The sequence below is a fragment of the Salmonella sp. 741265055_HSA genome, assembly GCF_046569525.1.
In the GTDB taxonomy this organism is placed as follows: domain Bacteria; phylum Pseudomonadota; class Gammaproteobacteria; order Enterobacterales; family Enterobacteriaceae; genus Salmonella; species Salmonella enterica.
Genome location: NZ_JBKFSQ010000002.1, coordinates 87890 through 114200 on the forward strand (window position 1 = coordinate 87890; position 26311 = coordinate 114200).

General features: G+C 49.0%; 22 protein-coding genes and 1 pseudogene. 11 read left to right on the forward strand and 12 right to left on the reverse strand.

Annotated features, from left to right (window positions below; translation table 11 throughout):
• Positions 1-18: 18 nt before the first annotated feature.
• Positions 19-705, reverse strand: coding sequence for a B3/4 domain-containing protein (locus ACLD4K_RS01730; RefSeq protein ID WP_183059623.1), 687 nt, complete (start codon positions 703-705; stop codon positions 19-21).
• A gap of 43 nt (positions 706-748) precedes the next feature.
• Between ACLD4K_RS01730 and ACLD4K_RS01735 the strand changes: the two genes are divergently transcribed.
• Positions 749-1351 carry an XRE family transcriptional regulator gene (locus ACLD4K_RS01735; protein WP_411011280.1) on the forward strand — a complete coding sequence of 201 codons (603 nt, stop codon included), beginning with the start codon at positions 749-751 and terminating at the stop codon, positions 1349-1351.
• Between the two features lie 85 nt (positions 1352-1436).
• On the opposite strand, the gene ACLD4K_RS01740 is transcribed toward ACLD4K_RS01735, so the two are convergent.
• Positions 1437-2468 (reverse strand): mechanosensitive ion channel family protein, encoded by a 1032-nt coding sequence (locus ACLD4K_RS01740; RefSeq protein ID WP_000493670.1) that lies wholly within the window; start codon positions 2466-2468, stop codon positions 1437-1439.
• A gap of 238 nt (positions 2469-2706) precedes the next feature.
• On the opposite strand from ACLD4K_RS01740, the gene ACLD4K_RS01745 reads away from it, so the two are divergent.
• Entirely contained in the window at positions 2707-2961 is a 255-nt protein-coding gene (locus ACLD4K_RS01745; RefSeq protein ID WP_000605645.1) for a DUF2534 family protein, read from the forward strand.
• Positions 2962-3015: 54 nt separating this feature from the next.
• Here ACLD4K_RS01745 and uspE read toward each other — a convergent pair whose 3' ends face one another.
• The 3 genes from uspE to ogt all read right to left on the reverse strand — a co-directional run bounded on the left by uspE (position 3016) and on the right by ogt (position 5577).
• Positions 3016-3963: a universal stress protein UspE gene (gene uspE / locus ACLD4K_RS01750; protein ID WP_001262138.1), complete on the reverse strand. Its 948-nt coding sequence runs from the start codon at positions 3961-3963 to the stop codon at positions 3016-3018.
• 150 nt (positions 3964-4113) lie between these two features.
• Positions 4114-4866, reverse strand: a complete 753-nt coding sequence (gene fnr, locus ACLD4K_RS01755; protein ID WP_000611914.1) for a fumarate/nitrate reduction transcriptional regulator Fnr — start codon at positions 4864-4866, stop codon at positions 4114-4116.
• 195 nt (positions 4867-5061) lie between these two features.
• Positions 5062-5577: a methylated-DNA--[protein]-cysteine S-methyltransferase gene (gene ogt / locus ACLD4K_RS01760; protein WP_411011281.1), complete on the reverse strand. Its 516-nt coding sequence runs from the start codon at positions 5575-5577 to the stop codon at positions 5062-5064.
• A gap of 257 nt (positions 5578-5834) precedes the next feature.
• Here ogt and smrA point away from each other — a divergent pair, with 257 nt between their 5' ends.
• The 4 genes from smrA (at position 5835) to dbpA (ending at position 10952) form a co-directional block, all read left to right on the forward strand.
• Positions 5835-6398, forward strand: a complete 564-nt coding sequence (gene smrA, locus ACLD4K_RS01765; RefSeq protein ID WP_183059621.1) for a DNA endonuclease SmrA — start codon at positions 5835-5837, stop codon at positions 6396-6398.
• A gap of 410 nt (positions 6399-6808) precedes the next feature.
• Positions 6809-7963, forward strand: a complete 1155-nt coding sequence (locus ACLD4K_RS01770) for a methyl-accepting chemotaxis protein (RefSeq protein ID WP_411011282.1) — start codon at positions 6809-6811, stop codon at positions 7961-7963.
• 145 nt (positions 7964-8108) lie between these two features.
• Positions 8109-9092 carry a zinc transporter ZntB gene (zntB, locus tag ACLD4K_RS01775; protein ID WP_411011283.1) on the forward strand — a complete coding sequence of 328 codons (984 nt, stop codon included), beginning with the start codon at positions 8109-8111 and terminating at the stop codon, positions 9090-9092.
• A gap of 486 nt (positions 9093-9578) precedes the next feature.
• The gene (gene dbpA, locus ACLD4K_RS01780; RefSeq protein WP_411011284.1) at positions 9579-10952 is read left to right on the forward strand and encodes an ATP-dependent RNA helicase DbpA; all 1374 of its coding nucleotides are present in this window, start codon (positions 9579-9581) and stop codon (positions 10950-10952) included.
• A 43-nt stretch (positions 10953-10995) separates the two neighbouring features.
• Here dbpA and ttcA read toward each other — a convergent pair whose 3' ends face one another.
• Both ttcA and ACLD4K_RS01790 read right to left on the reverse strand, forming a co-directional pair.
• Complete coding sequence (ttcA, locus tag ACLD4K_RS01785; protein ID WP_411011285.1) at positions 10996-11931, reverse strand: tRNA 2-thiocytidine(32) synthetase TtcA; 936 nt, start codon at positions 11929-11931, stop codon at positions 10996-10998.
• 51 nt (positions 11932-11982) lie between these two features.
• Positions 11983-12189 (reverse strand): annotated as a pseudogene (locus ACLD4K_RS01790) (tyrosine-type recombinase/integrase); the annotation flags it as partial.
• A 429-nt stretch (positions 12190-12618) separates the two neighbouring features.
• Between ACLD4K_RS01790 and ACLD4K_RS01795 the strand changes: the two are divergent.
• On the forward strand, positions 12619-16041 hold the full coding sequence (locus tag ACLD4K_RS01795) for a DUF4765 family protein (RefSeq protein ID WP_411011286.1): 3423 nt from the start codon (positions 12619-12621) through the stop codon (positions 16039-16041).
• 274 nt (positions 16042-16315) lie between these two features.
• Positions 16316-16654, forward strand: a complete 339-nt coding sequence (locus ACLD4K_RS01800; RefSeq protein ID WP_000159237.1) for an SMR family transporter — start codon at positions 16316-16318, stop codon at positions 16652-16654.
• A 52-nt stretch (positions 16655-16706) separates the two neighbouring features.
• Here the strand turns inward: ACLD4K_RS01800 and uspF are convergent, their stop codons facing one another.
• From uspF to ACLD4K_RS01815, 3 genes are all read right to left on the reverse strand, one after another.
• Positions 16707-17141, reverse strand: a complete 435-nt coding sequence (gene uspF, locus ACLD4K_RS01805) for a universal stress protein UspF (protein ID WP_001082296.1) — start codon at positions 17139-17141, stop codon at positions 16707-16709.
• A gap of 481 nt (positions 17142-17622) precedes the next feature.
• Positions 17623-21147, reverse strand: a complete 3525-nt coding sequence (gene nifJ / locus ACLD4K_RS01810) for a pyruvate:ferredoxin (flavodoxin) oxidoreductase (RefSeq protein WP_411011287.1) — start codon at positions 21145-21147, stop codon at positions 17623-17625.
• Between the two features lie 60 nt (positions 21148-21207).
• Entirely contained in the window at positions 21208-21519 is a 312-nt protein-coding gene (locus ACLD4K_RS01815; RefSeq protein WP_077949384.1) for a reverse transcriptase, read from the reverse strand.
• Here ACLD4K_RS01815 and ACLD4K_RS01820 point away from each other — a divergent pair.
• The gene (locus ACLD4K_RS01820) at positions 21423-21689 is read left to right on the forward strand and encodes a DUF333 domain-containing protein (RefSeq protein ID WP_001200680.1); all 267 of its coding nucleotides are present in this window, start codon (positions 21423-21425) and stop codon (positions 21687-21689) included. The two genes, ACLD4K_RS01815 and ACLD4K_RS01820, sit on opposite strands and share 97 nt — an antisense overlap.
• A 43-nt stretch (positions 21690-21732) precedes the next feature.
• Here ACLD4K_RS01820 and hslJ read toward each other — a convergent pair whose 3' ends face one another.
• Entirely contained in the window at positions 21733-22143 is a 411-nt protein-coding gene (hslJ, locus tag ACLD4K_RS01825; RefSeq protein WP_000725242.1) for a heat shock protein HslJ, read from the reverse strand.
• A 110-nt stretch (positions 22144-22253) separates the two neighbouring features.
• The gene (ldhA, locus tag ACLD4K_RS01830; protein WP_000762204.1) at positions 22254-23243 is read right to left on the reverse strand and encodes a D-lactate dehydrogenase; all 990 of its coding nucleotides are present in this window, start codon (positions 23241-23243) and stop codon (positions 22254-22256) included.
• Between the two features lie 239 nt (positions 23244-23482).
• Between ldhA and ACLD4K_RS01835 the strand changes: the two genes are divergently transcribed.
• A complete protein-coding gene (locus ACLD4K_RS01835) occupies positions 23483-26119 on the forward strand; it encodes a YdbH family protein (RefSeq protein ID WP_411011288.1) in 2637 nt (878 codons plus the stop codon).
• The gene (locus tag ACLD4K_RS01840) at positions 26119-26310 is read left to right on the forward strand and encodes a YnbE family lipoprotein (protein ID WP_000784063.1); all 192 of its coding nucleotides are present in this window, start codon (positions 26119-26121) and stop codon (positions 26308-26310) included. The genes ACLD4K_RS01835 and ACLD4K_RS01840 overlap by 1 nt, the downstream gene beginning before the upstream one ends.
• Position 26311: the final 1 nt, after the last annotated feature.

Below are 26311 nucleotides of genomic sequence, written 5' to 3' on the forward strand. Positions count from 1 at the left end.
CCTGTTACGCAATATCAATCAAACACCTATCAATGTGGATTCAAAACGTAAACCTGGCATCATTTTTTCAAGGCCGTCAGTCAGCATGTTTCCTGCCGCGTACAATTCATCAACCGGCATTTCCGGCAAGCTTTCAAGGATAAACCACATCGCTTTATCTGAAGCGCTTAGTCGGGTACGTACTCCCTGACGCCAGTTCCAGCGCCGACAGGTGACGCCTCTGTCATCGCGCCAGATAACTTCGCCCGGTTCTGGCGACTCGGTGACGGGTTGTCCTTCTTTCAGGGTATCAAATGTTTCACTACCGTCTGCGAAAACCAGCCGCGGCGATCCACAATAAGCCGCGCTATTTTCGCCGCCTACCGGTACGGCATAGCGCAGGCTCACGGCGTTATAAAGATCAACGACCGGGTCTAGCGCCGCCATTGTTCCATCCTTCAACACGCGTTTTCGTAGCGCTTCAGCCGAGCAGGGGGTGCGCTTTGGTTTTGCGCCGAATGCTTTAAACACCGCATTCCAGGCGTCTATATGCGCCTGTCCCCACGCAGGCTGGCCGTTAAGTACGGCCTGACAGGCCTCTTTTAGCGCGATTTCTCCGACCTGCGCATCGCGAATCGGAGCGGCAATAACATTAATACTTAATGCACGAAAACCGGGAGCGATACGGGCCAGTTCCGGGCTGATTGACGGTAACATAGAAGACATCGCATAATCCTGTAATGACTATTTTATTCTATGATATCGACCAATGACCAAAAAAGTCAATTTATCGACCGCAGCAGGCGCCGACGTCAGCACAATAAATGAAGCTGTTTCCCAACGTATCAAACAATTTCGTAGCCAAAAAAAGATGTCGCTGGATGAGCTTGCGCGGCGTTCCGGCGTCAGTAAAGGAATGCTGGTGGAAATTGAAGGCTGTAAAGCCAATCCAAGTATTGCGCTGTTATGTAAGATCGCGGCGGCAATGGGAGTGTCCGTGGCGGATTTTGTCAACGTCGCCAGCGAGCCAATAGTACATCTTATCGATCGGGATGCTATTCCGGTATTGTGGCGCGGCGAGAAAGGCGGCAGCGCGAAGCTGATGGCGGGAACCAGCGGACCGGATATGCTGGAACTCTGGCAATGGATAATGCATCCTGGTGAACAGTTTGAATCGGCAGGACATCCGGCCGACACCTGTGAATTACTGTTTGTTAATCAGGGAACACTGACGTTAACGGTCGACGATAGATGCTTTATTATTCGGGAGGGCTGCTCCGCTGTAGCCAGAACTGATATGCCTCATGCCTACGTTAACGACACTAAGGAGGTGCTTGAATTTACCATGACAGTGAATGAAAAGAGCCGTTGATCACCGTGAGGAAGGCACTAACAACCCGTCATCCGGACAGGGAAGCCTCGGTGCCCGATAAGCGTTATCGGGCGCCGATTATCTTTTATTTTATCGCAGGCGCGGCCTCCGGGTCATCGATATAGAGCGTTTGGCTTGGGAAGGCGAAGTCAGCGCCGTTTTCCTGGACAATCGCAATAATTTTCAGGTAAACATCCTGCTGTACGGCAAGCCATTCCTGCCATACTGTTGTTTTGGTAAAGCAATACACCATAATATTCAGCGAAGAGTCGGCGAATTCATTAAAATAGACCAACAGCGTCTGTTTCTGATCGATATCGCTGTGCGCCTGCAGCATGTTTCTGATAGCGTCAACAATGAGGCCAATTTTGTCGGCATCTTCGTAACGTAATCCAATAACCGTTTTTATTCGACGGTTGGTCATCCGTCCCGGATTCTCAACGCTAATGGATGAAAATACGGAATTAGGCACGTACAACGGGCGGTGGTCGAATGTGTTAATTCGCGTAATTCGCCAGCCGATTTCGGCAACAGTACCTTCGATATTTCTGTCAGGAGAACGAATCCAGTCTCCGATACTGAAGGGGCGATCGAAATAGAGCATAATACCGGAGAAAAAATTGCTCAGGACATCTTTGCCCGCCATACCAACAGCGATACCGCCGATACCGCCAAAGGTCAGCAGACCGGACAGACTCATGCCAAAATGTTCGCCATACAATAAGACAATCGCGACAATAATGGTTATTTTTATGACCCGTGCCAGAATACGGGTACTGGTCACATCTCTACCTTTATTGACCTGTGCTTTTTCAAATTGATTAATAATCAGGAAAAGTTTTATCGTCAGAATAAGTGCAATGAGCGAGGTGCAGATAAAATCAATGACCCCGGAAGAGATAAAACGCAAATTATAATCTTCAATAGCATTATTCAGGATGCTCCCGATGGTCCCAATAATAATCGCGTAAATAAAAAACTGTGCCGCATGGAACGTGAATCCTTTCTTCCACTGTACGTTACGGCTGAGCCAAAATCTCACGACCAGCAACGCCATGCCGCAACTGAAAAGTATCGCCAGATTAAATGCGTTTTTGAGAAAAAATTCAGTGAACATTATTGTTTTCCGCTCCTTCCTACGATAACAGCTCAGAATGACCTGATTAACAGGTATTTTACCCAGGATAAACGCGTAGATCATCGATAAGTAAAAAGAAGAAATAGTGCTATCAGCTTTAATCTCAGCGGTTTACTTTTTATGTAAATACAATGTCACGTTTTATGGAGCAGACATCGCGTGATTGTCATGGTATTGTTGCTATCAGGTAACAAAGTCATCTGTAAAGGACAATACTATGATCATGATGAAGCTGAAATCGGCGAAGGGGAAAAAATTTCTGTTATGCCTGCTGGCAGTGTTTATCGTTGCGGCATCGGTGGTAACGCGCGCGACTATCGGCGGTGTGATTGAGCAATATCATATTCCACTGTCCGAGTGGACAAGCTCTATGTATGCCATTCAGTCGGCAATGATTTTCGTTTACAGTCTGGTGTTCACTATTCTGCTGGCGATTCCTTTGGGGATCTATTTCCTCGGCGGAGATGAGTAACAGGAATGAGGTAGTGGCCGGATGGCAGCGCCATCCGGCAGGACGCAAGAGGGATTAATCGTCCTCGTCGTCCAGTTCAACCGGTGTCTGATACTCATCAGGCTTAATGACTAACAGGTCGCAGCGCAGATGGTCAATGACCTGTTCGGCCGTGTTCCCCAGAAACGCGGCCGAGAGTCCGGTACGTCCAACGGTGCCAAGCACAACGATCCCCGCCTGGAGATGTTCGGCAAGATCCGGGATAACTTCTTCCGGCAAGCCTTTTTCTACATGCGTAACTTTTTCATCGATGCTGAATTTCTGGCGCAGCGCTTTCATCGCCAGTAAATGCTGGCCTCTGATGGCGTCGTTATACACGCTGGGATCAAATTCCGGCAGCTCAATGGCGATATTGATTGGCGTAACGGGGTAGGCGCCGACCAGGTGTACTTCGGTATGATTAACCTGCTCCGCCAATTGTAAGGTCTCTTTTACCAGCTTTTCGTTGAGAGCATTGTGATAGGGCTCTTCGCTTGCCAGGTTCACGGCGACCAGTGCTTTGCCGCCTTCTGGCCACGGCTGATCTTTGACCATCCACACGGGGCTTGGGCATTTACGCAGCAAATGCCAGTCGGTAGGGGTAAAAATGACCGCTTCCAGTCGATCGTGCTGATGCGCCATTTTCAACACCAGATCGTGACTGCCGGCGATAACCTCCTGGATGATGGCCTCAAAGGGACGATTGTGCCAGACCACTTTAATTTCAATGGGGACACCGGCTTCAAGATAATATTTCGCCTGCTCACGTATCCAGGCTGTGCGTTGGCTTATTACACCCTGACGCATTGCGGTGCGTTCGTCAGGAGAAAGTAGGGTGGTCATCTCATACGAAAAATCGTAAATAGGCAGGAAAGCTTTAATTTTGCCGCCAATCCGTTGATGCAAATAAACTGCTCGCCGTAATGCGGGTTGGTCGTCCTGGTTGGGATCGATGACCACCAGCATATTTTGATACATAGCCATACAGGGTCTCCTTACAACTGTCATCGCAGTTTGTAACTAAAGAGTAACTCAAATATGGTGAATGAAACAGAGGAAGCGCTTCTGCCAGATCAATAAATGAGAAAAATTTAACGATATGGCAGAAGACAACATCAATGGTCTGGCTGACGTTTAAGCGACGTTGCGGGTATGACCGGCGAGGGCCGCCAGCGCATCGCTGTTTTCAATAGTAATATACTTACCTTTCACCGCCAGCATACCGCTTTTCTGGAAACGCCCCAGCAGACGGCTAATGGTTTCGACCGTTAAGCCAAGATAGTTGCCGATATCGCCACGGGTCATCGTCAGGCGGAATTCACGCGGTGAAAAACCACGCTGCGCAAAGCGGCGGGACAGATTGTAAATAAACGCGGCCAGACGTTCTTCGGCGTTTTTCTTCGACAATAACAGGATCATATCCTGATCGCCTTTAATTTCACCACTCATCAGACGCATCATTTGCTGACGCAGGTTCGGCATTTTGCCGGACAGGTCATCCAGCGTCTCAAAGGGAATTTCACATACCATTGAGGTTTCCAGCGCCTGTGCAAAGCTCGGATGATGACCGCTGCCAATGGCGTCAAAACCCACCAGGTCGCCTGCTAAATGGAATCCAGTAATCTGCTCATCGCCTTGCTCGGTAATGGTGTAGCTTTTAATCGTTCCGGAGCGGATAGCATAGAGCGATTTCAGTTCATCACCTGCTTTAAACAGAGTTTGCCCTTTCTGAATGGGCTTTTTGCGCTCGATGATATTATCAAGCTGATCAAGCTCATGCTCGTTAAGTGTGAACGGGATGCAAAGCTGGCTGATACTGCAATCCTGGCAATGGATAGCACAACCGCCAGACTGAATGCGCCGTATAATTCGCTTTTCCGGGATCATAGGTCTGCTCAAGCCGTAATTGATATTTGTCAATTTTAACATCTTTTTGGTGAGCGCGTAAGTCTGAGCTATCCCGGAGAAGGAATAATTCAAGTATAAGTTTGATGAATACTTTTATCTCTTTGAAAATACGTAATTTATTTGTTGTTGCTTTACCTAAAAGTGTGACCGATAAGGCACTTTTTGCCTGTATATTCATAATAAAAGATAGCCTTCATGGCGTAATAGCCACTCTTTTCGCTGCACGCCGCCTGCGTATCCGGTCAGAGTGCCGTTACGCCCGATGACGCGATGGCAGGGAACAACAATACTGATGGGGTTCGCGCCATTCGCAGCACCGACTGCGCGTGCGGCGCCCGGTCGTCCCAGTTGCGCCGCCAGTTGACCATAGTGCATCACCTGCCCGCAGGGGATAGCGCGCAACGCCTGCCATACTTCCCGTTGAAAAGGTGTGCCCCCCGTGGCGGTTTCCAGGGTATCAATTACGGCGAGATTGCCTGCAAAATAATCAGCAAGCTTATCGCTGAGTTCACCGGGGTTAGTCGCAGAAACGCATTCATAGCCTTCGTGACGGTAGTGGATATTTAGCAGTTGCTCCATACGATCGCGGTACTGTTCCCACTCAATGGCCCGCAGTCGAAACTGCTCATCACAAACCACCCATAACGGACCTAATGGCGTGGCTATCTTCTCTTCAAGTAATCTCAGCATCCGTTCTCTCACATCGTCTTAGCCTAACGTAAGAGACAAGATATCATGCCAGGAATACCCGCAACCATACTCCTTAAAAGATAATCAGGGATAACACATTTAGCGACAGTAATATCGTTGGCGGAGAAAAAGAGAGCCTGGCGAGGCGGTTAATTGCCTTACATTGTCGCTGTTATTGGAAATAACTGTAAATCGTTGTCGGTATAACAGGGCGCGGTTATGATAACGACAGTCGCAAAAACGCTGGAGGATGAACCATGAACCTTGACGATAAAGCGCTGTTTCTTGACGCCATGGAGGATGTCCAGCCGCTGAAACGCCATACTGATGTACACTGGCAGCCAACGCGTAATCTTAAAACGCCCCAGCGTATCGACACGCTTCAGCTTGATAATTTCCTGACGACGGGCTTTCTGGATATTCTGCCGCTGAATGAACCGCTGGAATTTCGTCGGGAAGGATTGCAGCAAGGTGTCATCGACAAGTTACGCAGTGGAAAATACCCTCAGCAGGCCAGCCTTAATTTGTTACGCCAGCCGGTCGAAACGTGCCGAAAGATGCTGTTTCGTTTTATCCTGGAGGCGCAAAAAGAGGGGTTGCGTAATATCCTGATCATTCATGGTAAAGGGCGAGAGGCGAAGTCACATGCCAATATCGTCCGAAGCTATGTGGCCCGCTGGTTGACAGAGTTTGAGGATGTACAGGCTTATTGTTCGGCGCTGCCGCACCATGGCGGCGGCGGGGCATGTTATGTCGCGTTACGTAAAACGGTGCAGGCTAAACAGGATAACTGGGAGCGCCATGCGAAGCGTAGTCGGTAAATCGTTGCCGCTGGCGGACAGGACCGCCAGCCAAGCTCACGCGAACCCGATTTTATGCCCGATATAACGCCTTATCCAAACGCTTAGGGTTCTGCAAGAGAACGGGATTATAACGCTGTCTGCGGTAATAACACGGATAAACAGTCATTCACTTATTTAAGCGTCTATTAAAATGTACTGGCTTTAGACTTAACTATTAAGCAGAAAATGGTGATAAGTACATCACTTGTCAATATGGATGGATGAATATCCTGGCATAGCGAATATAGGTGATTTTATCTGTTGCACTAAGGGAAATGGCGATGGTCTGGTATTGAATATGGAGAATGTGAAAGAAACGAATGGCAATAGGTATCCGAAATGCTATAAAAATAAAACCTGTCTCCTATCCTGGTTGTAGGCCGTCAAAAATGTTAAGAAATATTAGCGTCAGGACATGCATTATTCTATTGATGATATGTACGTTTCTTTTGGTGGATACTTTACAAATAGCTTTTCTGCACGATCTCCCTATTTTAATTACGTGTAATATCATTTATCTGATCTCGGCATTACTGCTTTGGTGGTATATGACCTGCTACCTGGTTGTGCCAATTAATACCGTGAAGAAAAGTATTGAAGAGGTCGCAGCAGGAAACTTGTCTATTCATATCTCCGAATTTGGCAATAATTGCGCCGGGCGACTCATCCCCGGGATTAATGGCATGTCGGATAATATTTCCGCGCTGGTACGTGAAATCAGATCCTCTTCGCAAACGGCAATGACCCTTTCCGAACAATTGGCGGCGCGCAGTATGTCGCTATCCGTAAAGACGGAACAGCAGTCGGCCTCGTTAATTCAAACTGCCGCCAGTATGGATGAAATGGCGGCGAGTACCAAAAACAATGCGGATAATACCCGAATGGCGAGCATACAGGCGGATTGTGCAACCCAATGCGCCCGTAAAGGCGGTGAATTAATGGTGCGGGTTACAGAAAATATGCGTTCTATTACCGACTGTGCCTCGCAGATGACGGAGATTATTTCATTGATTGACGGTATCGCATTCCAGACTAATATTCTGGCGCTTAACGCGGCGGTAGAGGCTGCGCGGGCGGGCGATCATGGAAAAGGTTTCTCCGTGGTGGCCGGGGAAGTGCGTAATCTGGCGCATCGTAGCGCCGAGGCGGCAAAAAGTATCAAGGCGCTGATCGACGTTACGCATGACAATGTGCGGCAGGGGGCCGCCATAGTGCAGGAGGCTGAAAAAAATATGCAGGAGATTGTTGGCGGCTCCGGGCAATTAAATGTGCTGATGAGTGAAATTTCCACCACCACGCGGGAGCAGGAAAAAGGCATTAACCAGATAACTCTGGCGTTGAGCGATCTGGAAAGCGCAACCCATAGCAATGTCTTAATGGTTGAAGCGCTATCTGCTTCTTCGGATGTTTTAAAGGCGCAGGTGATCGAGTTACAGACTAAAACCGACAAATTTCGTTTAAGCCAGCCGGGTTACAGTGAACATGCGCTGACGCGCTCTCATATATCATCTCTTTCGACCATCACCAGGCGCGGCCAGGTCTGATAATACATGTTTGGTAAGCGCCTGTTGCTAAGGCGCTTTTTTCGCACGTTCCCGTCATTCTTTTTGCGCAATGAGAAAATGAGAGATTGCTTAACCTTTCCCGAAAGCTAGACTAACGGCATAAGAGTTGTAACGTGGAGGCGCTGTGGAAGCCATTAAGGGATCGGATGTGAACGTGCCGGATGCCGTTTTCGCATGGCTACTGGATGGTCGTGGTGGAGTAAAACCGCTCGAAGATAATGATGTGATCGATAGTCAGCATCCCTGTTGGCTACATCTTAATTATACCCACCCGGACAGCGCCCGCTGGTTGGCTTCAACGCCTTTACTCCCCAATAACGTGCGTGATGCGCTGGCTGGTGAAAGCTCGCGCCCGCGCGTAAGTCGTATGGGGGAAGGGACGCTCATTACGCTGCGCTGTATTAATGGCAGTACTGACGAACGCCCGGATCAATTAGTGGCAATGCGTTTATATATGGACGAGCGATTCATTGTGTCTACCCGTCAGCGAAAGGTTCTGGCGCTCGACGATGTGGTCAGTGATTTGCAGGAAGGCGCCGGGCCCGTAGATTGCGGCGGCTGGTTAGTGGATGTGTGCGATGCGTTAACCGATCACGCCAGTGAATTTATTGAAGAGCTACACGATAAAATTATCGATCTGGAAGATAATCTTCTCGACCAGCAAATCCCACCGCGCGGTTTCCTCGCCTTGCTACGTAAACAGCTAATTGTTATGCGCCGCTATATGGCGCCGCAGCGCGACGTCTATGCCCGGCTTGCGAGTGAACGGCTTCCGTGGATGAGCGACGATCACCGGCGCAGAATGCAGGATATCGCCGACAGGCTGGGAAGGGGGTTGGATGAAATTGACGCTTGTATCGCGCGTACTGGTATCATGGCGGATGAAATTGCCCAGGTGATGCAGGAGTCTCTGGCGCGCAGAACTTATACCATGTCGCTTATGGCGATGGTTTTTCTGCCCAGCACCTTCTTAACGGGGTTATTTGGCGTTAACCTGGGCGGTATTCCCGGCGGCGGATGGCGGTTCGGCTTTTCTCTGTTTTGTATTCTGTTAGTTGTCCTGATCGGTGGTGTTACTTTATGGTTGCATCGCAGTAAATGGTTGTAACAAAAGCGCTTTTTAGACCATTTCGTATGAAAAAACGCCGAGAAATTTGAGCGAAGTCAATAAACCATCTACCTATTCGGGGCAATATCTCTCTCGCAGGTGAATGCAACGTCAAGCGATGGGCGTTGCGCTCCATATTGTCTTACTTCCTTTTTTGAATTACTGCATAGCACAATTGATTCGTACGACGCCGGCTTAGATTAGTCGGCTTTTTTTTGCCTGTAGAATATCAGCGTCTACCCTTTAAGAGTCTGAATGACATTCTGGAGGGTAATATGAGCTGTCTTTTGACCTTATTATATCTACACTCGTCCTTGTCGGACCCGGTTCCCACTGACCCTGTTCCTATTCCTGAGCCGCTTCCCCGTCCTCAGCCGATGCCCGACCCGCCGCCGGACGAAGAACCGATTAAAATGTCGCATCAAACGCCCGGATCTGCGAGGATACGCGCCTGCTGACTATGAGTCGTTACCGCGAGAGTAAATTGTGACCGCTTTTTCAACCCTGAATGTTTTGCCCGCCGCCCAGCTCAATAACCTTACTGAGCTGGGCTATCTTGAGATGACGCCTGTTCAGGCCGCAGCATTACCCGTCATTCTGGCGGGAAATGATGTGCGTGTGCAGGCCAGGACCGGTAGCGGCAAAACGGCGGCGTTTGGTCTTGGGCTCTTGCATCGAATTGACGTCAGTCTGTTCCAGACACAGGCATTAGTGCTGTGTCCGACGCGGGAGCTGGCGGATCAGGTTGCCGGAGAGTTACGTCGCCTGGCCCGTTTTCTGCCAAATACCAAAATTCTGACCTTATGTGGTGGGCAACCCTTTGGCGCACAGCGTGACTCGCTTCAGCACGCTCCGCATATCATTGTCGCGACGCCGGGGCGCCTGCTGGATCATTTACAAAAAGAAACCGTATCGCTGGATGCTCTGCACATTCTGGTAATGGATGAAGCAGACCGAATGCTGGACATGGGATTCAGTGACGCCATTGATGAGGTGATCCGCTTTGCGCCTGCGACGCGCCAGACGTTATTGTTTTCAGCAACCTGGCCTGAGGCCATCGCGGCGATTAGCGGTCGTGTACAGCAGCAGCCAATACGTATTGAAATCGATACGCTAGATGCGCTACCGGCTATCGAACAACAGTTCTTCGAAACGTCTGCGCATGAAAAAATTTCGCTGCTACAAACGTTGCTTAGCCAGCATCAGCCAGCGTCCTGCGTGGTGTTTTGCAATACCAAAAAAGATTGTCAGGCCGTTTGTGATGCGCTTAATGCGGTAGGACAAAGCTCATTGGCGCTCCACGGCGATCTGGAACAACGCGACCGCGACCAGACGTTGGTGCGTTTTGCAAATGGTAGCGCGCGCATTCTGGTTGCCACCGACGTTGCCGCGCGAGGATTAGACATTAAATCGCTCGAACTGGTGGTTAACTATGAACTGGCCTGGGACCCGGAGGTGCATGTCCACCGTATTGGCCGTACGGCGCGCGCGGGAAGTAGCGGCCTGGCGATCAGTTTCTGCGCGCCGGAAGAGGCGCAGCGGGCGAATATTCTTTCAGAAATGCTGCAACTCAAGCTGAACTGGCTGAATGCGCCCGCCCGGCAGCCGTTACTCCCTCTGGCCGCAGAGATGACTACCCTATGCATTGACGGCGGCAAAAAAGCGAAAATGCGTCCGGGAGATATTTTGGGCGCGCTGACCGGCGATATTGGATTAGACGGGGCGGATATTGGCAAAATTAACGTGCATCCCATGCACGTTTACGTCGCCGTACGTCAAGCGGTAGCGCAAAAAACCTGGAAGCAGTTGCAAAACGGGAAGATCAAAGGCAAGTCATGCCGGGTACGGCTATTAAAATGATCGATAGTATGGCGTCTCAGCGGAGTGCTGAGACGCCTGCAGATTATTTCACTTCGATAACATCAAGCCGCAACGCCGCTAAGGCGGTGTCATCTTCTTCCGGCTGCCAGCCAGCGGGCTGCAAGGGAATCTCTTCACGATCGAACGCTAAATCGCCGCCGTCGACGACCTCGGAACCGTGAGTGATCCCTTTGAAATCGAACAGGTTAGTGTCACAAAGGTGAGACGGCACGACATTCTGCATGGCGCTAAACATCGTCTCGATCCGTCCAGGATAGCGCTTATCCCAGTCGCGTAGCATGTCGGCAATCACCTGGCGTTGCAGGTTGGGTTGCGAACCGCACAGATTACAAGGAATGATAGGGAAGGCTTTGGCCTCAGCAAAACGGACAATATCTTTCTCGCGGCAGTAAGCCAGCGGACGGATCACGATATGTTTGCCGTCATCGCTCATCAGCTTCGGCGGCATCCCTTTCATTTTTCCGCCATAGAACATATTCAGAAACAGGGTTTGCAGAATATCGTCGCGATGGTGGCCCAGGGCGATTTTGGTCGCGCCCAGTTCAGTCGCAGTACGATACAGGATACCCCGACGCAAACGCGAGCACAGCGAGCAGGTAGTTTTTCCTTCCGGAATCTTCTCCTTAACAATACCGTAAGTGTTTTCTTCGACGATTTTATATTCTACGCCCAACTGCTCAAGGTAGGCTGGTAGGATATGCTCCGGGAAACCTGGCTGCTTTTGATCGAGGTTGACAGCGACCAGTGAAAAATTGATCGGGGCGCTTTGCTGCAAATTACGTAAAATTTCCAGCATCGTATAGCTATCTTTGCCGCCAGAAAGGCAAACCATAATGCGATCGCCTTCTTCAATCATATTAAAATCGGCAATCGCTTCGCCAACGTTACGGCGCAGGCGCTTTTGCAACTTGTTGAGGTTGTATTGTTCTTTCTTTGTATTCTTTTGAATTTCTTGCATTATTTCAGTTCTCTGGTACTAAATGGGGCAAATTGGGGGCAAACTTTGTAACTACGATAACCGCGCATTCAACATCGCTACTTGTTCGTCGTTCATGTCATCAATCCACATACCGTAAATTTCATACACCATCTGCGCAGTTTCATGTCCCATTTGGCTGGCGATAAATGCCGGGTTCGCTCCTGCCGTCAACAGCCAGCAGGCAAAAGTATGTCGCGTATGGTACGGATTACGGCGACGAATGCCAGCACGTTTTAATAGAGATAGTACCTTCGGATATTGTCAACTGTATACATCATGCAGACAGGCCCGTTAAGAAGTGACGGGCTCAACTGAAATTCAGGCGCCGCTGCGTCCTGATGATGGTACGTTTCAAGTGGTTCCGTGGGGTGAACCGGGACAGGTGTAAAATGATATTCGGCACACCCTTTTTGCTCTTTTAGTGGTGATATAAAATACGGTATCAGTATTTTATTATCTAATAAGATAATGCAGAGTGTTTAATTATCGTTGGGTAAGATCAGTTTACCGTATACTATTTAAAATTTTCTTGCCTATTCTGGTGGTCGTATTGAATTAAAAATAGCCTGTTTCATATGTACAGTTCAGACAAATTATTTGCGATGAGAATTGCTACCTGATATCGACATCTTATGATGTATACCATAATTCTGGCTGGAGAACGTGATGCGTATAACAGTAAGTGATATATCAACCAGAGAATCACAGCAGACGGTACAGAGACAACCCATCAGAAGCTGGGATACCATACCGTACCTTTCAATGCTGGATGGTCTTTATCAGGACGCTATCTTTCATGAGCAAGTGTCTAATTTACCAGAAGAATATATTAAGCTGGATGAGATGGCCAAAGATGAAGAAAAGAACAGCTTAAATATTTATGACTTCTTCTTTGAGCCAATACATGAAATTATATGTGAAGATATTAAATCAACATTGGGTTTTTATTATTCAAATAGTGCAACCTTCCGTAGGTTGGTTAATTATAAAGTAGAGCGCAGCATAAATGACGATGTAGACACCAATAAATGTGAGGTAAAGATATCTCCAGATTATAGTTACGAAAATATTGATGGGGGGCGAGGATATTTATCGCTTCCATTTGATAAGAACGGCTATCCAATTTCCCCTGACTTTCACAACTGTGTAAATGGAATTACATCAGAAAAATTGTTGTTAGATCTATTTCTAAAATATATTTTGCACGATCATTTAAATGCAAACGGTGAAGTTACAAACATTTACGCTAATGTTATTTATAAAGAGATTGATCCCGCTGCAATTGCACATACATCGGCGTGTTTTTCTCAGGTAACGATGAGTGGTGGACATGAGCTATTTAATGTGGATAGCGTAACTGTTCCACCTAAAAGTACTGAGCAAATTATATCTGAGGGAAAGGAAATTCAAAGGCAAATTTTCTTATCTTCTCATAGCGGCAATCATTTTCAGCCAGTAATCATTCATAAAATGGACAGGAGTATTAAAAATATTGCAATAACTAGTTTGTTATTATCATCAAGATTAGCAGTAACATCTGGTGATTATAGGATAAAAAATGGTAATTCAGAAGGTGAGAATGATTTTTTACCCGTTAAAGAATTACAAAGATATGAAAGGGCTCTCCCGGAGGATCATCCTGCCCCAAATACGGAGCCTCATCCGCTGGGTAAGGTGTTAGATGGTCTATTTGATCACTATACATCTGTTGCAGGAGGACACCTTGTCGCAGTACTCAAACTACTTGGAAAAGAACAAGAGGCAAATAGTTATAAAAGAGGCTATCATGAATTACTTGCATTTTCTCAAACTGGGCAGTGGACGCATGATGGAAGAGCTATTGCTGCTGAATATATGTTTAAAGGTCTTTTAGTTCATTTAAGTGATAAACTCATCACCCTCGGTGAGGGAAGTTTCGTTTCTTTTTTATCTTTTGTAAGAGAAAACATCCAACACCAATATAAAATATATGAGCTAATGGCGCGTGATATGCTGGTTCATCCTTTGCCTTTCAGCACTGAGTCTGCACCACCTATGATAGACAGTCCTTTATGGACAAGGGAAAGCCATTATACGAAAGTCCTGTATGAAAAGTTTCCTGCTATTTCTGGTTCAAGCTTTGAGGTTTTCTATGGTAAGGAAGCTATTATTACAGCGTTAGAAATAGTATCTTTCGGTAGACAAGAAAGAGGAAAGAGCGCTTTTAATAAAAAAAGGATGATTCATCTTTTTAAGCTAGTTCAATTAGTGATACACCATTTATCCAGCAATGGTGGTGATAGAGTATTGCTTAGCCCTGAAGGTATAAAGAATAATTTTATTATTATGCGTCATATTATTTTTTGGTGTGCAAAGATAACGGGGCCAATTAACGATAAAAAAATAAACGCAATAGCAAGAAGAATTGTGGTTAATAATAAATTTTCCAACGGTGTTAAATCAATACTTCCCAAAAGCAACGATCCTTTAATTTCGTTAATGAAAGCCGCGATCAATAAGCAGCTAAACTGGGCGGAGAAATATTATCGAGCAGAGACTCATATGAAGGAACATATGCAGGAGTGTGATATTTTAGGACTAATGGACACCAACAAAATGGTGCGAGAGGCCGTTATTGGGCTTATTCACGAGATCAGTGATATTGCGAAAAGCAGCTGGCTGACATTAGAAGAACAACATGAGAGACAGGTTAAGGCTCTCGAATCGTTCAAGGAGAAACTTTCCTCCATGAATGGCGGGCAAGAATTCGTTTATGGATTTAATAAGATTATTCAGGAGGGGCTTGGAGGATTAATTGAGCTGAGTTTTGATCTTGATGATACTGTACATCATCGCACAGCTTCCTCATTAAGTCCGGCTGCAAGGGCAGGACTTCATCTCTTAGGAACGGTCTGGAATATTGTAATGAGTATTGTCCCTGGTTTTAACGCACTGGCTGGTACCAGTAGTATTCTTAACCGGGCCGTTGTGGAAAACTCTGCGGATGTATGCGGTTACGTACAGGATATCATTCGTATCGGTATGGAGGCTGTTCCTGTTGCTGGAGCGAAGTTCACAGAAAGAGCGGCAAATGCAAAGTATACGGGCCTCCGATTTGTTGAAAATAAAATACAAAGAGGTGTAGTACGAGCACCGATTCAAAAAGGGAGTAACTATAAAATTATAGAGTCAATAGAAAATACAGATTTTATTTATCAAAAAAGTAGTCAGAAAGTTCTTGAGTTAGGACCAGAGGGAAACGATGGGCTCTATCGCGCTACCGGTTTTGATAAACAAACATATGGTTATTACAAATCGTCAGGAGAAGGCTTTTACAGAAAACAAGCCTCATATCCACCGCTGTCATCAGAAGCGCCTAATACGATAAAATATGGCGACAGAGAGCTCGTTTTAACTAAAGAACCCGGTTCAGAAACGTATCGGGCAACCTATTCGGATAGCGGAAAAGATTCAGCTATGACATTTTACCGATCTTCTGATGGGCGATTTTATCAGGCGTCAGGGCTGAAAGGTGGGGGGCTTATTCGCCATATTGATAAACCTTATTCAGAGTTAAGAGAAGGAGACGTGGGTTATGATGACGAACTTCTGGAAATTTCGGATGATTCTCCCCTACTGGAAGACATACTGTCCTCCCTGTCAGAAGATTTATACCCTACATCAGAAGAAAATGTACAAAGTATTTATAAGAAATACCAGAGTGGGGATGCAGCAGCAGGGGAGACCGAAGTTGTATTATGCCGAGGTACAATAGGTCCGCAGGCTGAAAATATTGTTAGTTTTAAAACAGCAGGCGGTATTGAGGGGGCCGATGTAGAAGTATTGCCTGTCTCTGTTGAAATAGCCAGAGAGCAGGTTAGAAGTGGAAGAATCGTACCTGAATATACCACGGATCTTAGTGTTGCCGACAGGTTCAGCAGGGAACATTATCTTATTATCGTTAGGGCAAAAGTCAAATATCTTACACGAGGTAGCGTCAGTGAAAGCGGCTGGGTTATGCCAAAAAACACACCAGTGGACCCTGTTGGTATAATTGACAGGACATATGGTAAAGCAGAAAATACGGGGCAGGCAAACGCTTCTAAGTAATCATAAATTCTGAACAAGTTTATTGTTTTTATCTCTCGTGTATGAAAGATTGCTTTTATACTTTAAATAATTCGAGTTGCAGGAAGGCGGCAAGCGAGCGGATCCCCAGGAGCTTACTCAAGTAAGTGACTGGGGTAAGGGAACGCAGCCGCAGCACATGCAACCTGAAGTATGTTATGGCGAGATACGCAACGGGTCAAAAGCGTCTTTATTCTGTCATCCGTATTAATTAAGATGTCACCACGACCAGAAAAATATCGGAACGAAGAGATGTATGACTAAAGAAGCTGTAATCTTTCTATTTATCGCCATCGTGGTAGAAGTTATCGCCACGATCTCATTAAAATTATCGGATAGTTTTACGCGTCTGGTACCGAGCATCGTTACCATCATCGGATATTGTATCGCGTTCTGGTGCCTTACCATCCCTATGCGAACCATCCCTGCGGGTATCATTTATGCCATTTGGTCTGGGGTAGGGATTGTTCTTATTGGATTGATAGGATGGTTGTTTCTTGGCCAAAAACTGGATGTGCCGGCTATTATTGGCATGTTGCTTATCATCTGCGGCGTAATCGTAATCAATCTATTTTCAAAAAGCGTCAGTCACTAGGCGATGATGATGGTTGATTTGAGCCCGCACTCTCTTATGCGGGCTCGGGTATTTAGCGCACCACCAGTACGGAGCATTCCGCATGACGCACAACGGCTGCGGCGTTGGAACCCAACAGATAGGTAGTAATATCCGGACGATGCGAGGCGATAATCACCATATCGGCCGGTAATTTTTTTGCCATTTCCAGAATCTTATCTTTAGGAGAGCCTTCTGCAACGTGCGCCTGCACGCGGTCCGCGGGAAGGTTGAATTTCTTGATAATCGCTTCCAGTTGAGATTTGGCTTCGGCTTTCAAATCGTCCATTGCGGGGAGCTCTGCTGAATAAGCCAGTCCCAGGGAAGCGTAATAGGGCAAAGACGGGATTACAGTCAAAAAGTGCACTTTAGCGTCGTCAATCTTTGCTTCGGCTTCAACATGCGAAATCACGCGTTGAGTTAATTCTGAATCTGAAATATCGATGGGTACAAGAATCGTTCTGTTCATAAAACCTCCTGTTTAAGTATCCACTGAAATTCTACTCCCTAAAGGCACTTTATGTACAATGACATACGTCACATTTTAGGTGCTGCTCCACGATACTCTGCGGGGACTACCAACAGGAGAGAACGGCGTAATATTAAGCGCATTCCCCGTAAATAATCAGCAAGTTGACGTTAAAACGTTATTTCTGCCTTGTCAGGAAAGACCTAAAAAGAGATGTTACCGTTTAATTCAATAATTAATGAAATAATTCGCAGTGAAATAGATATAATTTATACGAATGCTTTTGGGGGCATTATACGAAATAAAAATTATACAATATCATTCGGTTACGATATTCTACGCCTGTTATATGCCTTTATTGTCACATATTCATTTTGTCGCTGGGCCATTGCGTTAACCTTTGCTTTCCAGCGTATAAATTGACAAGCCCGAACGGATGTTCGGGCTTTTTTTGTTTCCAGGTTAATCCTTAGAATATTTTTTAATCTGCGCCGGTTTTTTCCGCTTTTCCTGCCAGCAAGGCAAGAAAGTCATAGCGTTTTTGCAAATCCAATGCGGCATCTCGCCATAATTGTTCAGCTACTTCAGGCTGTTGCGCATTCAGGCGACGGAAACGCTGTTCATTAAGCAACGTGTCCGCCAGTGCATCTGACGGTGGCCGAGAGTCCAGAGCCAGCGGCGGCTTGCCTTCATCCGCTCGGCGGGGATCAAAGCGGTATAACGGCCAGAAACCGGTCGCCGTTAACTGGCGCATTTGGTCATGGCTTAGCGCCAGATCGTAACCATGTTCCTCACAGGGGCTATAGGCAATGATCAGCGACGGCCCTGGCCAGGCTTCGGCCTCCTGGATCGCTTTCACCGTCTGGTTTAACTGCGCGCCCAGCGAAATTTGTGCGACGTAAACATGACCATACATCATCATGCTGACGCCAAGATCTTTACGGGCTTTACGCTTGCCATGTTCGCCAAATTTAGTGACGGCGCCAAGCGGCGTCGCCTTCGACGCCTGGCCGCCAGTATTGGAATAACACTGCGTATCCAGAACCAGAATATTGACATTCTCCGTCAGGCTTAACACATGGTCTAAACCGCCAAAGCCGATGTCGTATGCCCAACCATCGCCGCCAATCAGCCAGATTGATTTTTCTACCAGCGCATCAGCATCCTTTAACAGTTCCTCTGCGCCCGCAACCGATTTCAGATGTTGGCGTAATGCGGCGACCTGCTCACGCCGAACGTCAGGCGTTGCTTCGGCATGCAGCGCATCGTTTAATTCCGCCGGAATGCGATCGGCGAATTGCGCCAGTAAACGCATGACGCGCGCCCGGTGCTGATCCACGCTCAGACGGAAACCGAGGCCAAATTCCGCGTTATCTTCAAATAACGAATTCGCCCATGCCGGGCCGCGTCCGTTGGCATCGGTGGTATAAGGCGTTGAGGGTAAGTTACCGCCGTAAATAGAGGAACACCCCGTGGCGTTAGCGATTAACATTCTGTCGCCATATAACTGAGTCAGCAGTTTAATATACGGCGTTTCACCGCAGCCGGAACAGGCGCCGGAATATTCAAACAGCGGCGTAATAAGCTGCGATGTGCGGATATCAATTCGTTCCAGTTTGCTGCGATCGATTTCCGGTAAGTCGAGGAAAAAGTCATAATTCACTTTCTCTTCTTCCACATGCTCAAGGCGCGACATCATGTTAATCGCCTTGATCTGTGGATTTTGCCGATCTTTAGCCGGGCAGACCTCTACGCATAAATTACAGCCAGTACAGTCTTCCGGCGCGACCTGCAGCACATATTTCTGGCCGCGCATATCGCGGGACTTCACGTCCAGCGAATGCAGACTGGCTGGCGCGTTCTCCATCGCCTGCGGGGAAACGACTTTCGCACGAATTGCCGAGTGAGGGCAGGCGGCGACGCAGTGATTACATTGTGTACACAGTTCCTCTTTCCAGACAGGAATCTCTTCGGCGATATTGCGTTTTTCCCAGCGGGTGGTGCCCATCGGCCATGTTCCATCCGGCGGCAGGGCGGAAACAGGCAGTGCGTCGCCGAGGCCCGCCAACATGGCGGCGGTAACGGTTTTCACGAAATCCGGCGCGGCGTCGGAGACAACCGGCGGGCGATGCGCGCTGTGCGGATTAACCGCCTGCAACGGCACTTCCGCCAGCGATTCCTGCGCCAGAGCCAATGCCTGCCAGTTACGCTCAACCAGATCCTGACCTTTGCTGCTATAGCTTTTGGCAATCGCGCCCTGCAGCTCAACCAGGGCGCTATCGCCCGGAAGAATATGCGTCAGGTGGAAGAAAGCCATTTGCATGACGGTATTGATGCGGGCACCAAGTCCACATTCGCGGGCGATTTTCGCCGCGTTAACCACGTAAAAACGCGCCTTTTTCTGATTCAACACCGCCTGAACTTCTTGCGGCAGACGCGACCAGACCTCGTCGGCGCTGTACGGCGTATTAAGTAGAAAGATTCCGCCTGGCTTCAGACGTTCCGCCATCTGATATTTATCGATAAACTGTAATTGATGGCAGCCGACAAAATCCGCCTGAGCAATTAAGTAAGCGGAACGAATGGGTTTTTCGCTGACGCGCAGGTGCGATACCGTGAGCCCGCCAGCTTTTTTAGAGTCATAAACGAAATAACCTTGCGCATACCACGGCGTAGAATTACCGATAATTTTAATATTATTTTTTGTGGCGGATACGCTGCCGTCGCTTCCCAGACCGTAAAATAACGCTTCAAGTTTAGCGCTGCCGGGCAGGGTATTTTCCGGTAATGGCAGCGAGAGATTAGTGACGTCATCATAAATGCCCACCGTAAACCGTGGTTTGGGTTTCGCGCGGCTAAGTTCATTAAAGACCGCCAGTACGCACGCCGGGCCGAACTCTTTGGATGATAGCCCATAACGGCCGCCAATGGTGCGCGGCAACGTTTCGCGCTCGCCATTATTAAAGGCCTCCGCCAGTGCGGTCATCACGTCCAGATAAAGTGGCTCGGCCTGCGCGCCTGGCTCTTTGGTACGATCCAGCACTGCGATAGCGCGAACGGTTTCCGGTAATGCCTGTAACAAATGTTTGGCGGAGAAGGGGCGGAACAGACGGACTTTCAGAACGCCGACCTTTTCTCCGCGTATCAGTAGCTCGTCCACGACCTCTTCGCAGGTGCCGAGGGCGGAGCCCATCATAATGATGACGCGTTCAGCCTGGGGATGTCCATAATATTCAAATGGCTGGTAGTGGCGGCCCGTAGCGTCGCCAAATGCCTTCATCGCCTCTTCAACATGATCATAAACGGCGTTGTACCACGGATTGGTCGCTTCGCGAGACTGGAAGTAGGTGTCCGGATTCGCTGAAGTTCCACGAATCACCGGATGTTCCGGATTCAGCGCGCGGGCGCGGTGAGCGTCGATTTCCGCCTGCGGCATCAGGTTCAGAATGGTTTCATCCGTTAGCGGTATAATTTTGTTGATTTCATGCGATGTACGGAAGCCATCAAAAAAATGAATAAACGGAACGCGGCTTTTCAGCGTAGTCCTGTGCGCGATCAGCGCAAAATCCTGCGCTTCCTGAACGCTGGCGGCGCATAACATCGCGCAGCCTGTCTGGCGGACCGCCATCACATCGGAATGGTCGCCAAAAATAGAAAGCGCGTGTGTGGCGACGGTGCGCGCGGCAACGTGCAGTACAAACGGCGTGAGCTGCCCCGCCAGTTTATACAGCGTTGGAATCATCAGCAGCAGCCCCTGCGATGATGTAAATGACGTAGAAAGCGAACCGGTTTGTAACGCACCGTGAACGGCGGCGATCGCGCCGCCTTCCGACTGCATCTCTACCACACGCGGCGTATCGCCCCAGACATTTTTAAGCCCATTACCGGCCCAGGCATCCGCTTGTTCAGCCATTGTTGAACTGGGCGTAATCGGGTAAATGGCGATAACCTCGCTGGTACGGAACGCCACCGACGCTACCGCGCCATTACCGTCAATTGTTTGCATATGACACCCTTACATTGCGCAAAAAAGAGGGACACGCATAATCGTGAGCGCGTCCTGTAGTTATCCTTTTATTTTAGCAAAGCCCTTCAAGCCCCATTTTCGCTTTTGTGTCCCTGGCGGGAGGAGAATGGCGATTTCTTGCCGAAAAGGCGTAAAAAATTGCCAGTAAATGTTAATGAAGCGCATAAATGCGCGCTTTGCCTCTCGACGCGTCAGTTTCTGCTGCCTATTATTTAGGGCGGTGTCGTTTGGGTGAATAAACAGAGGGGAGAGAAATGCGCGCAGCGTTTTGGGTGGGATGTGCCGCGTTATTATTGTCGGCTTGCAGTAGCGAACCTGTTCAGCAGGCAACTGCGGCGCATGTTTCGCCAGGGATGAAAGCGGCGATGTCCAGCGCCGGCGAAGCGAATTGCGCTATGATTGGCGGTTCACTTTCAGCGGCCCGGCAGCTTGATGGTTCAGTAATTGGTATGTGCGCGCTACCCAACGGCAAACGTTGTAGCGAACAGTCGCTTGCCGCCGGAAGCTGCGGGAGTTATTAAGCGCGGCGTTTCGCCTGACGCGTATAACTTTTCACTTAATGGCTTAGTGCGCTAAATCCGCCAGTTTATACATTAGCGTTGTTTCTGCCGTCGCCAGCGTTAACTGGTTCGCGGTTAAATCGACCTGCGCGCCTTTGCTGAAGAGCTCGCTGAGGGTGCCGTCCAGCGCATTAAGCTGCGGATCGGCGCACATCATTCGGGTCATCGCTAAATTTTTCACTTTTAATTCGCCGTCCGACAGTTTTCCTTCGCCGGTGAATTGATTGCACATTTTGCCGGATACCGTCATGTCCTCGCCAAAGCTGAGCTCCGGGCCGGTGACCGTTTTACCGTTTACGCTTTCCAGAACAAAGCGGTGGTGCTCCAGTTGCTCGCGTTTGACGGACACTTTTCCACTGCTCACACACCCCGTCATTATGATGCTCAGGGCGACCAGCGTGACGATTTTCTTCATTGATATTCTCTGTAATCTGATAGTTAACACTGACTATAGTAATAATATGACCGGATAGATCTTCAGGGGTTATCCGAAAATGCTCCCCTGAGCGCAGGGGAGCGACAGGATTAGAACAGCGCGTTCGGGCAGGCTTCGCCCTTCTCAAGCTGGCTTAAGTTTTGTAACGTGGTTTCAGAGATGCTGATCAGCGCTTCTGCGGTCAGGAATGCCTGATGCCCCGTAAACAGTACGTTATGGCAGGCCGACAGACGGCGGAAAACATCATCCTGAATAACATCGTTTGATTTATCTTCAAAGAACAGGTCGCGTTCGTTTTCATACACATCCATCCCCAGCGAGCCGATTTTCTGATTCTTCAGAGCTTCGATAGCCGCCTGGGAATCAATCAGCGCGCCACGACTGGTATTAATGACCATAACGCCATTTTTCATTTGATCGAATGCCGCATGGTTCAGCAAATGGTAGTTTTCCGGCGTGAGCGGGCAGTGCAGAGAAATGACATCCGATTCGGCAAACAACGTTTGCAGATCCACATACTCGACGCCGAGGTCAAGCGCGGCAGCGCTGGGATAGGGATCAAACGCCAGTAAACGCATTCCAAAGCCTTTCAGGATACGCAGCGCGGCGACGCCGATTTTACCGGTACCAATGACGCCAGCGGTTTTTCCGTGCATGGTAAAGCCGGTCAGTCCCTCAAGGGAAAAGTTAGCGTCGCGGGTGCGTTGATAAGCGCGGTGAATACGGCGGTTCAATGTCATCATCATGCCAATCGCATGTTCAGCGACGGCTTCCGGAGAATAAGCCGGCACGCGGACCACCTGCAAACCGAGCTCTTTAGCGGCATCCAGGTCGACATTATTAAATCCGGCGCAACGCAGCGCGATGTATTTCACGCCGTGTTTTTTCAGCTCTTCCAGTACCGGTCGGCTCCCGTCGTCATTCACGAAGATACAAACTGCTTCACATCCATTGGCGGTTTTCGCTGTTTTCTCGGTCAGCAGAAAATCAAAAAACTCCAGTTCAAAACCGAACGCTTCGTTCACTTGCTGTAGATATTTCTTGTCATACTGTTTGGTACTATAGACGGCGAGTTTCATATGACCTTCTCCAGTGATGTTAGAATCACACAAATATGCTTAAAATTATCTTACAAAAAATCAAAAATAATTGATAGTCATACATATAATGAATAATTTTAGGTTATCATTCTCCACAACGCCTCAAATAGCCGGAGGGCGCCCCTGCAACATGAACTATTAGGCTATGTACGGGCAATCATGCCAAAATAAAGAGATAGCCGACTGAATTTTTCGTTAAATCAGGAAATTAATGGCCCATGAAGGGTAAATATAAAGCCGCCCTTGCGCTACTGTTACTGCTGATTCTTGTCCCTCTGACGCTACTGATGACCCTCGGGCTGTGGGTTCCCACTCTGGCGGGAATTTGGCTACCCGTCGGTACCCGTATCGCTCTGGAACAAAGTCCACGCCTGACACGTCATGGGTTAGTGATTCCCGATCTTCGCTATCTGGTCAATGATTGTTCGTTAGCGCATATTACCCAGGCGGAACTGACGCATCCCAGCCGTTGGTTGCTGAATATTAAAAGCCTCAAACTGGATGCCGCATGCCTGGCGAAACTGCCCGCTACGGAAGCTTCTCCCGCCGCGCCGCGTACGCTGGCGCAGTGGCAGTCAATGCTGCCCAATACCTGGATTAACATCGATAATGTCATTCTCGCGCCCTGGCCGGAATGGCAGGGCAAGCTGGCGATCTCCATGACGCCGGTCATTCAGCAGATACGTTATCAGGGCGAAAAAGTAAAATTTCAAGGGCAGCTACGCGGTCAGGCATTGACGGTGAGCCAACTGGAGATCGCCGCGCTGGCCAACCAGCCTCCCGTTAGCCTGGCGGGGGAATTTGTGTTGCCGCTGGTACCGGATGGCCTGCCGGTCAGCGGTCATGCGGCAGCGACCTTGCGTCTGCCGCAGGAACCGTCGCTGGTGGATGCGGAACTGGAGTGGCGTGATAACGCCGGACAGCTCATCGTGATGGCGCGAGGTAATCCTGACCCGATTCTCGATCTCCCCTGGGCGGTAACGCGTCAGCGGCTTACCATCAGCGATGGCCGCTGGAACTGGCCATATCAGGGATTCCCCTTGAGCGGGCGTCTGGCTTTTAATATCGATAACTGGCAAGCCGGGCCGGATAATGCGCGAGTCAGCGGGCGCCTGAATATTCTGACCCAGGGCGATGCCGGTAAAGCGAACGCTGTACTGACTATCGGCCCGGGAAAACTCAGCATGGACAGCAGTGCGATGCCTCTACAGCTTACCGGCGAGGCTAAACAGAAGGATTTAATCTTTTATGCCGTCTTGCCCGCTATGTTCCGCGGCAGTCTGGCCGATCCGCAGCTCACCTTTGCACCTGGCGCATTGCTACGCTCGCGCGGACGGGTGATTGATGCGTTAGATATTGATGAAATTCGTTGGCCGCTGGCGGGCGTTAAGGTGACGCCGCGCGGCGTTGATGGTCGATTACAGGCTATTTTACGGGCGCATGAAAATGAGATGGGCGATTTCGTTCTTCATCTTGATGGCCTGGCGAATGATTTTCTCCCTGATGCTGGTCGCTGGCGGTGGCGCTATTGGGGGCAAGGAAGCTTTACGCCAATGCGCGCCCGCTGGGATATTGCCGGACAGGGCGAATGGCATGATAACACCATCAGGTTGACCAGTTTGTCCACCGGTTTTGATCAGTTGCACTATGGCGCAATGACCGTTACATCACCAAGACTGGCGCTGAATAAACCTATTGTCTGGGTTCGCGACGCCACAACGCCGTCGCTACAGGGCGCGCTGTCTCTGGAGGCGGGGAAAACCGTATTTACCAGCGGGAGCGTGCTGCCGCCTTCTACCATTAATTTTAGCGTTGAAGGGCGCGAGCCAACCCTGTTCCAGTTTAAAGGCGACCTTCGGGCGGGGGCGATAGGGCCGGTACGGCTGAATGGGCGCTGGGATGGCGAACGCCTTCGCGGACAGGCCTGGTGGCCGAAGCAGTCGCTTATCGTTTTTCAGCCGTTGCTTCCACCAGACTGGAAAATGACGCTGCGCGAAGGTTCACTGTATGCGCAGGTGGCTTTTTCCGCCGCACAGGGGCAGGGGTTTGAAGCGGGTGGGCACGGCGTGTTAAAAGGCGGTAGCGCCTGGATGCCGGATAACAAAATCAACGGTGTCGATTTCATTCTGCCATTTCGCTTCCACAACGGCGCGTGGCAATTAGGGACGCGCGGGCCCGTCTCGCTGCGTATTGCGGGGATAGTTAACCAGGTCACGGCGAAAAATATCACCGCTGATTTACAGGGCGGTTATCCCTGGAGCGAGTCGAATCCATTACTGCTAAGCGATGTCAGCGTAGACGTGCTGGGCGGTCAAATCATTATGAAACAGTTGCGAATGCCGCAGCACGACCCGGCGCTTTTACGGGTGCAAAATATTTCATCCAGCGAATTGATTAGCGCCATAAATCCAAAGCAATTCGCCATGTCTGGTCCGGTTAGCGGCGCGCTGCCGCTGTGGCTGAACAATGAAAAATGGATAATCAAAGATGGCTGGCTTACGAATCCTGGGCCAATGACGTTGCGTATCGATAAAGATACTGCGGATGCGGTGGTGAAGGATAATGTCACGGCAGGCTCGGCGATCAACTGGCTACGTTATATGGAGATTACGCATTCGTGGACAAAAATTAACGTTGATAACCTGGGCGTACTAACGATGCAAGCGGCCATTACCGGCAAAAGCCGGGTAGATGGTAAAACCGCGATCGTTAACTTGAACTATACCCATGAAGAAAATGTGTTTACGCTGTGGCGCAGTTTGCGTTTTGGCGACAATTTACAGGCATGGCTTGAACAAAATACAGCGTTGCCGCAACCTCCTTGCCGGAAAGACAAGGACTGTGAGGATAAATAATGAAAATGAGTATTGCCATGTTGTCAGCGCTTGCGTCATTTATCGTGGTGGGCTGCACGCCACGTATTGAAGTCGCCGCGCCGGAACAGCCGATTACCATCAACATGAATGTAAAGATCGAGCATGAAATACATATCAAAGTCGATAAAGATGTTGAAGAACTCCTGAAATCACGCAGCGATCTATTCTGAG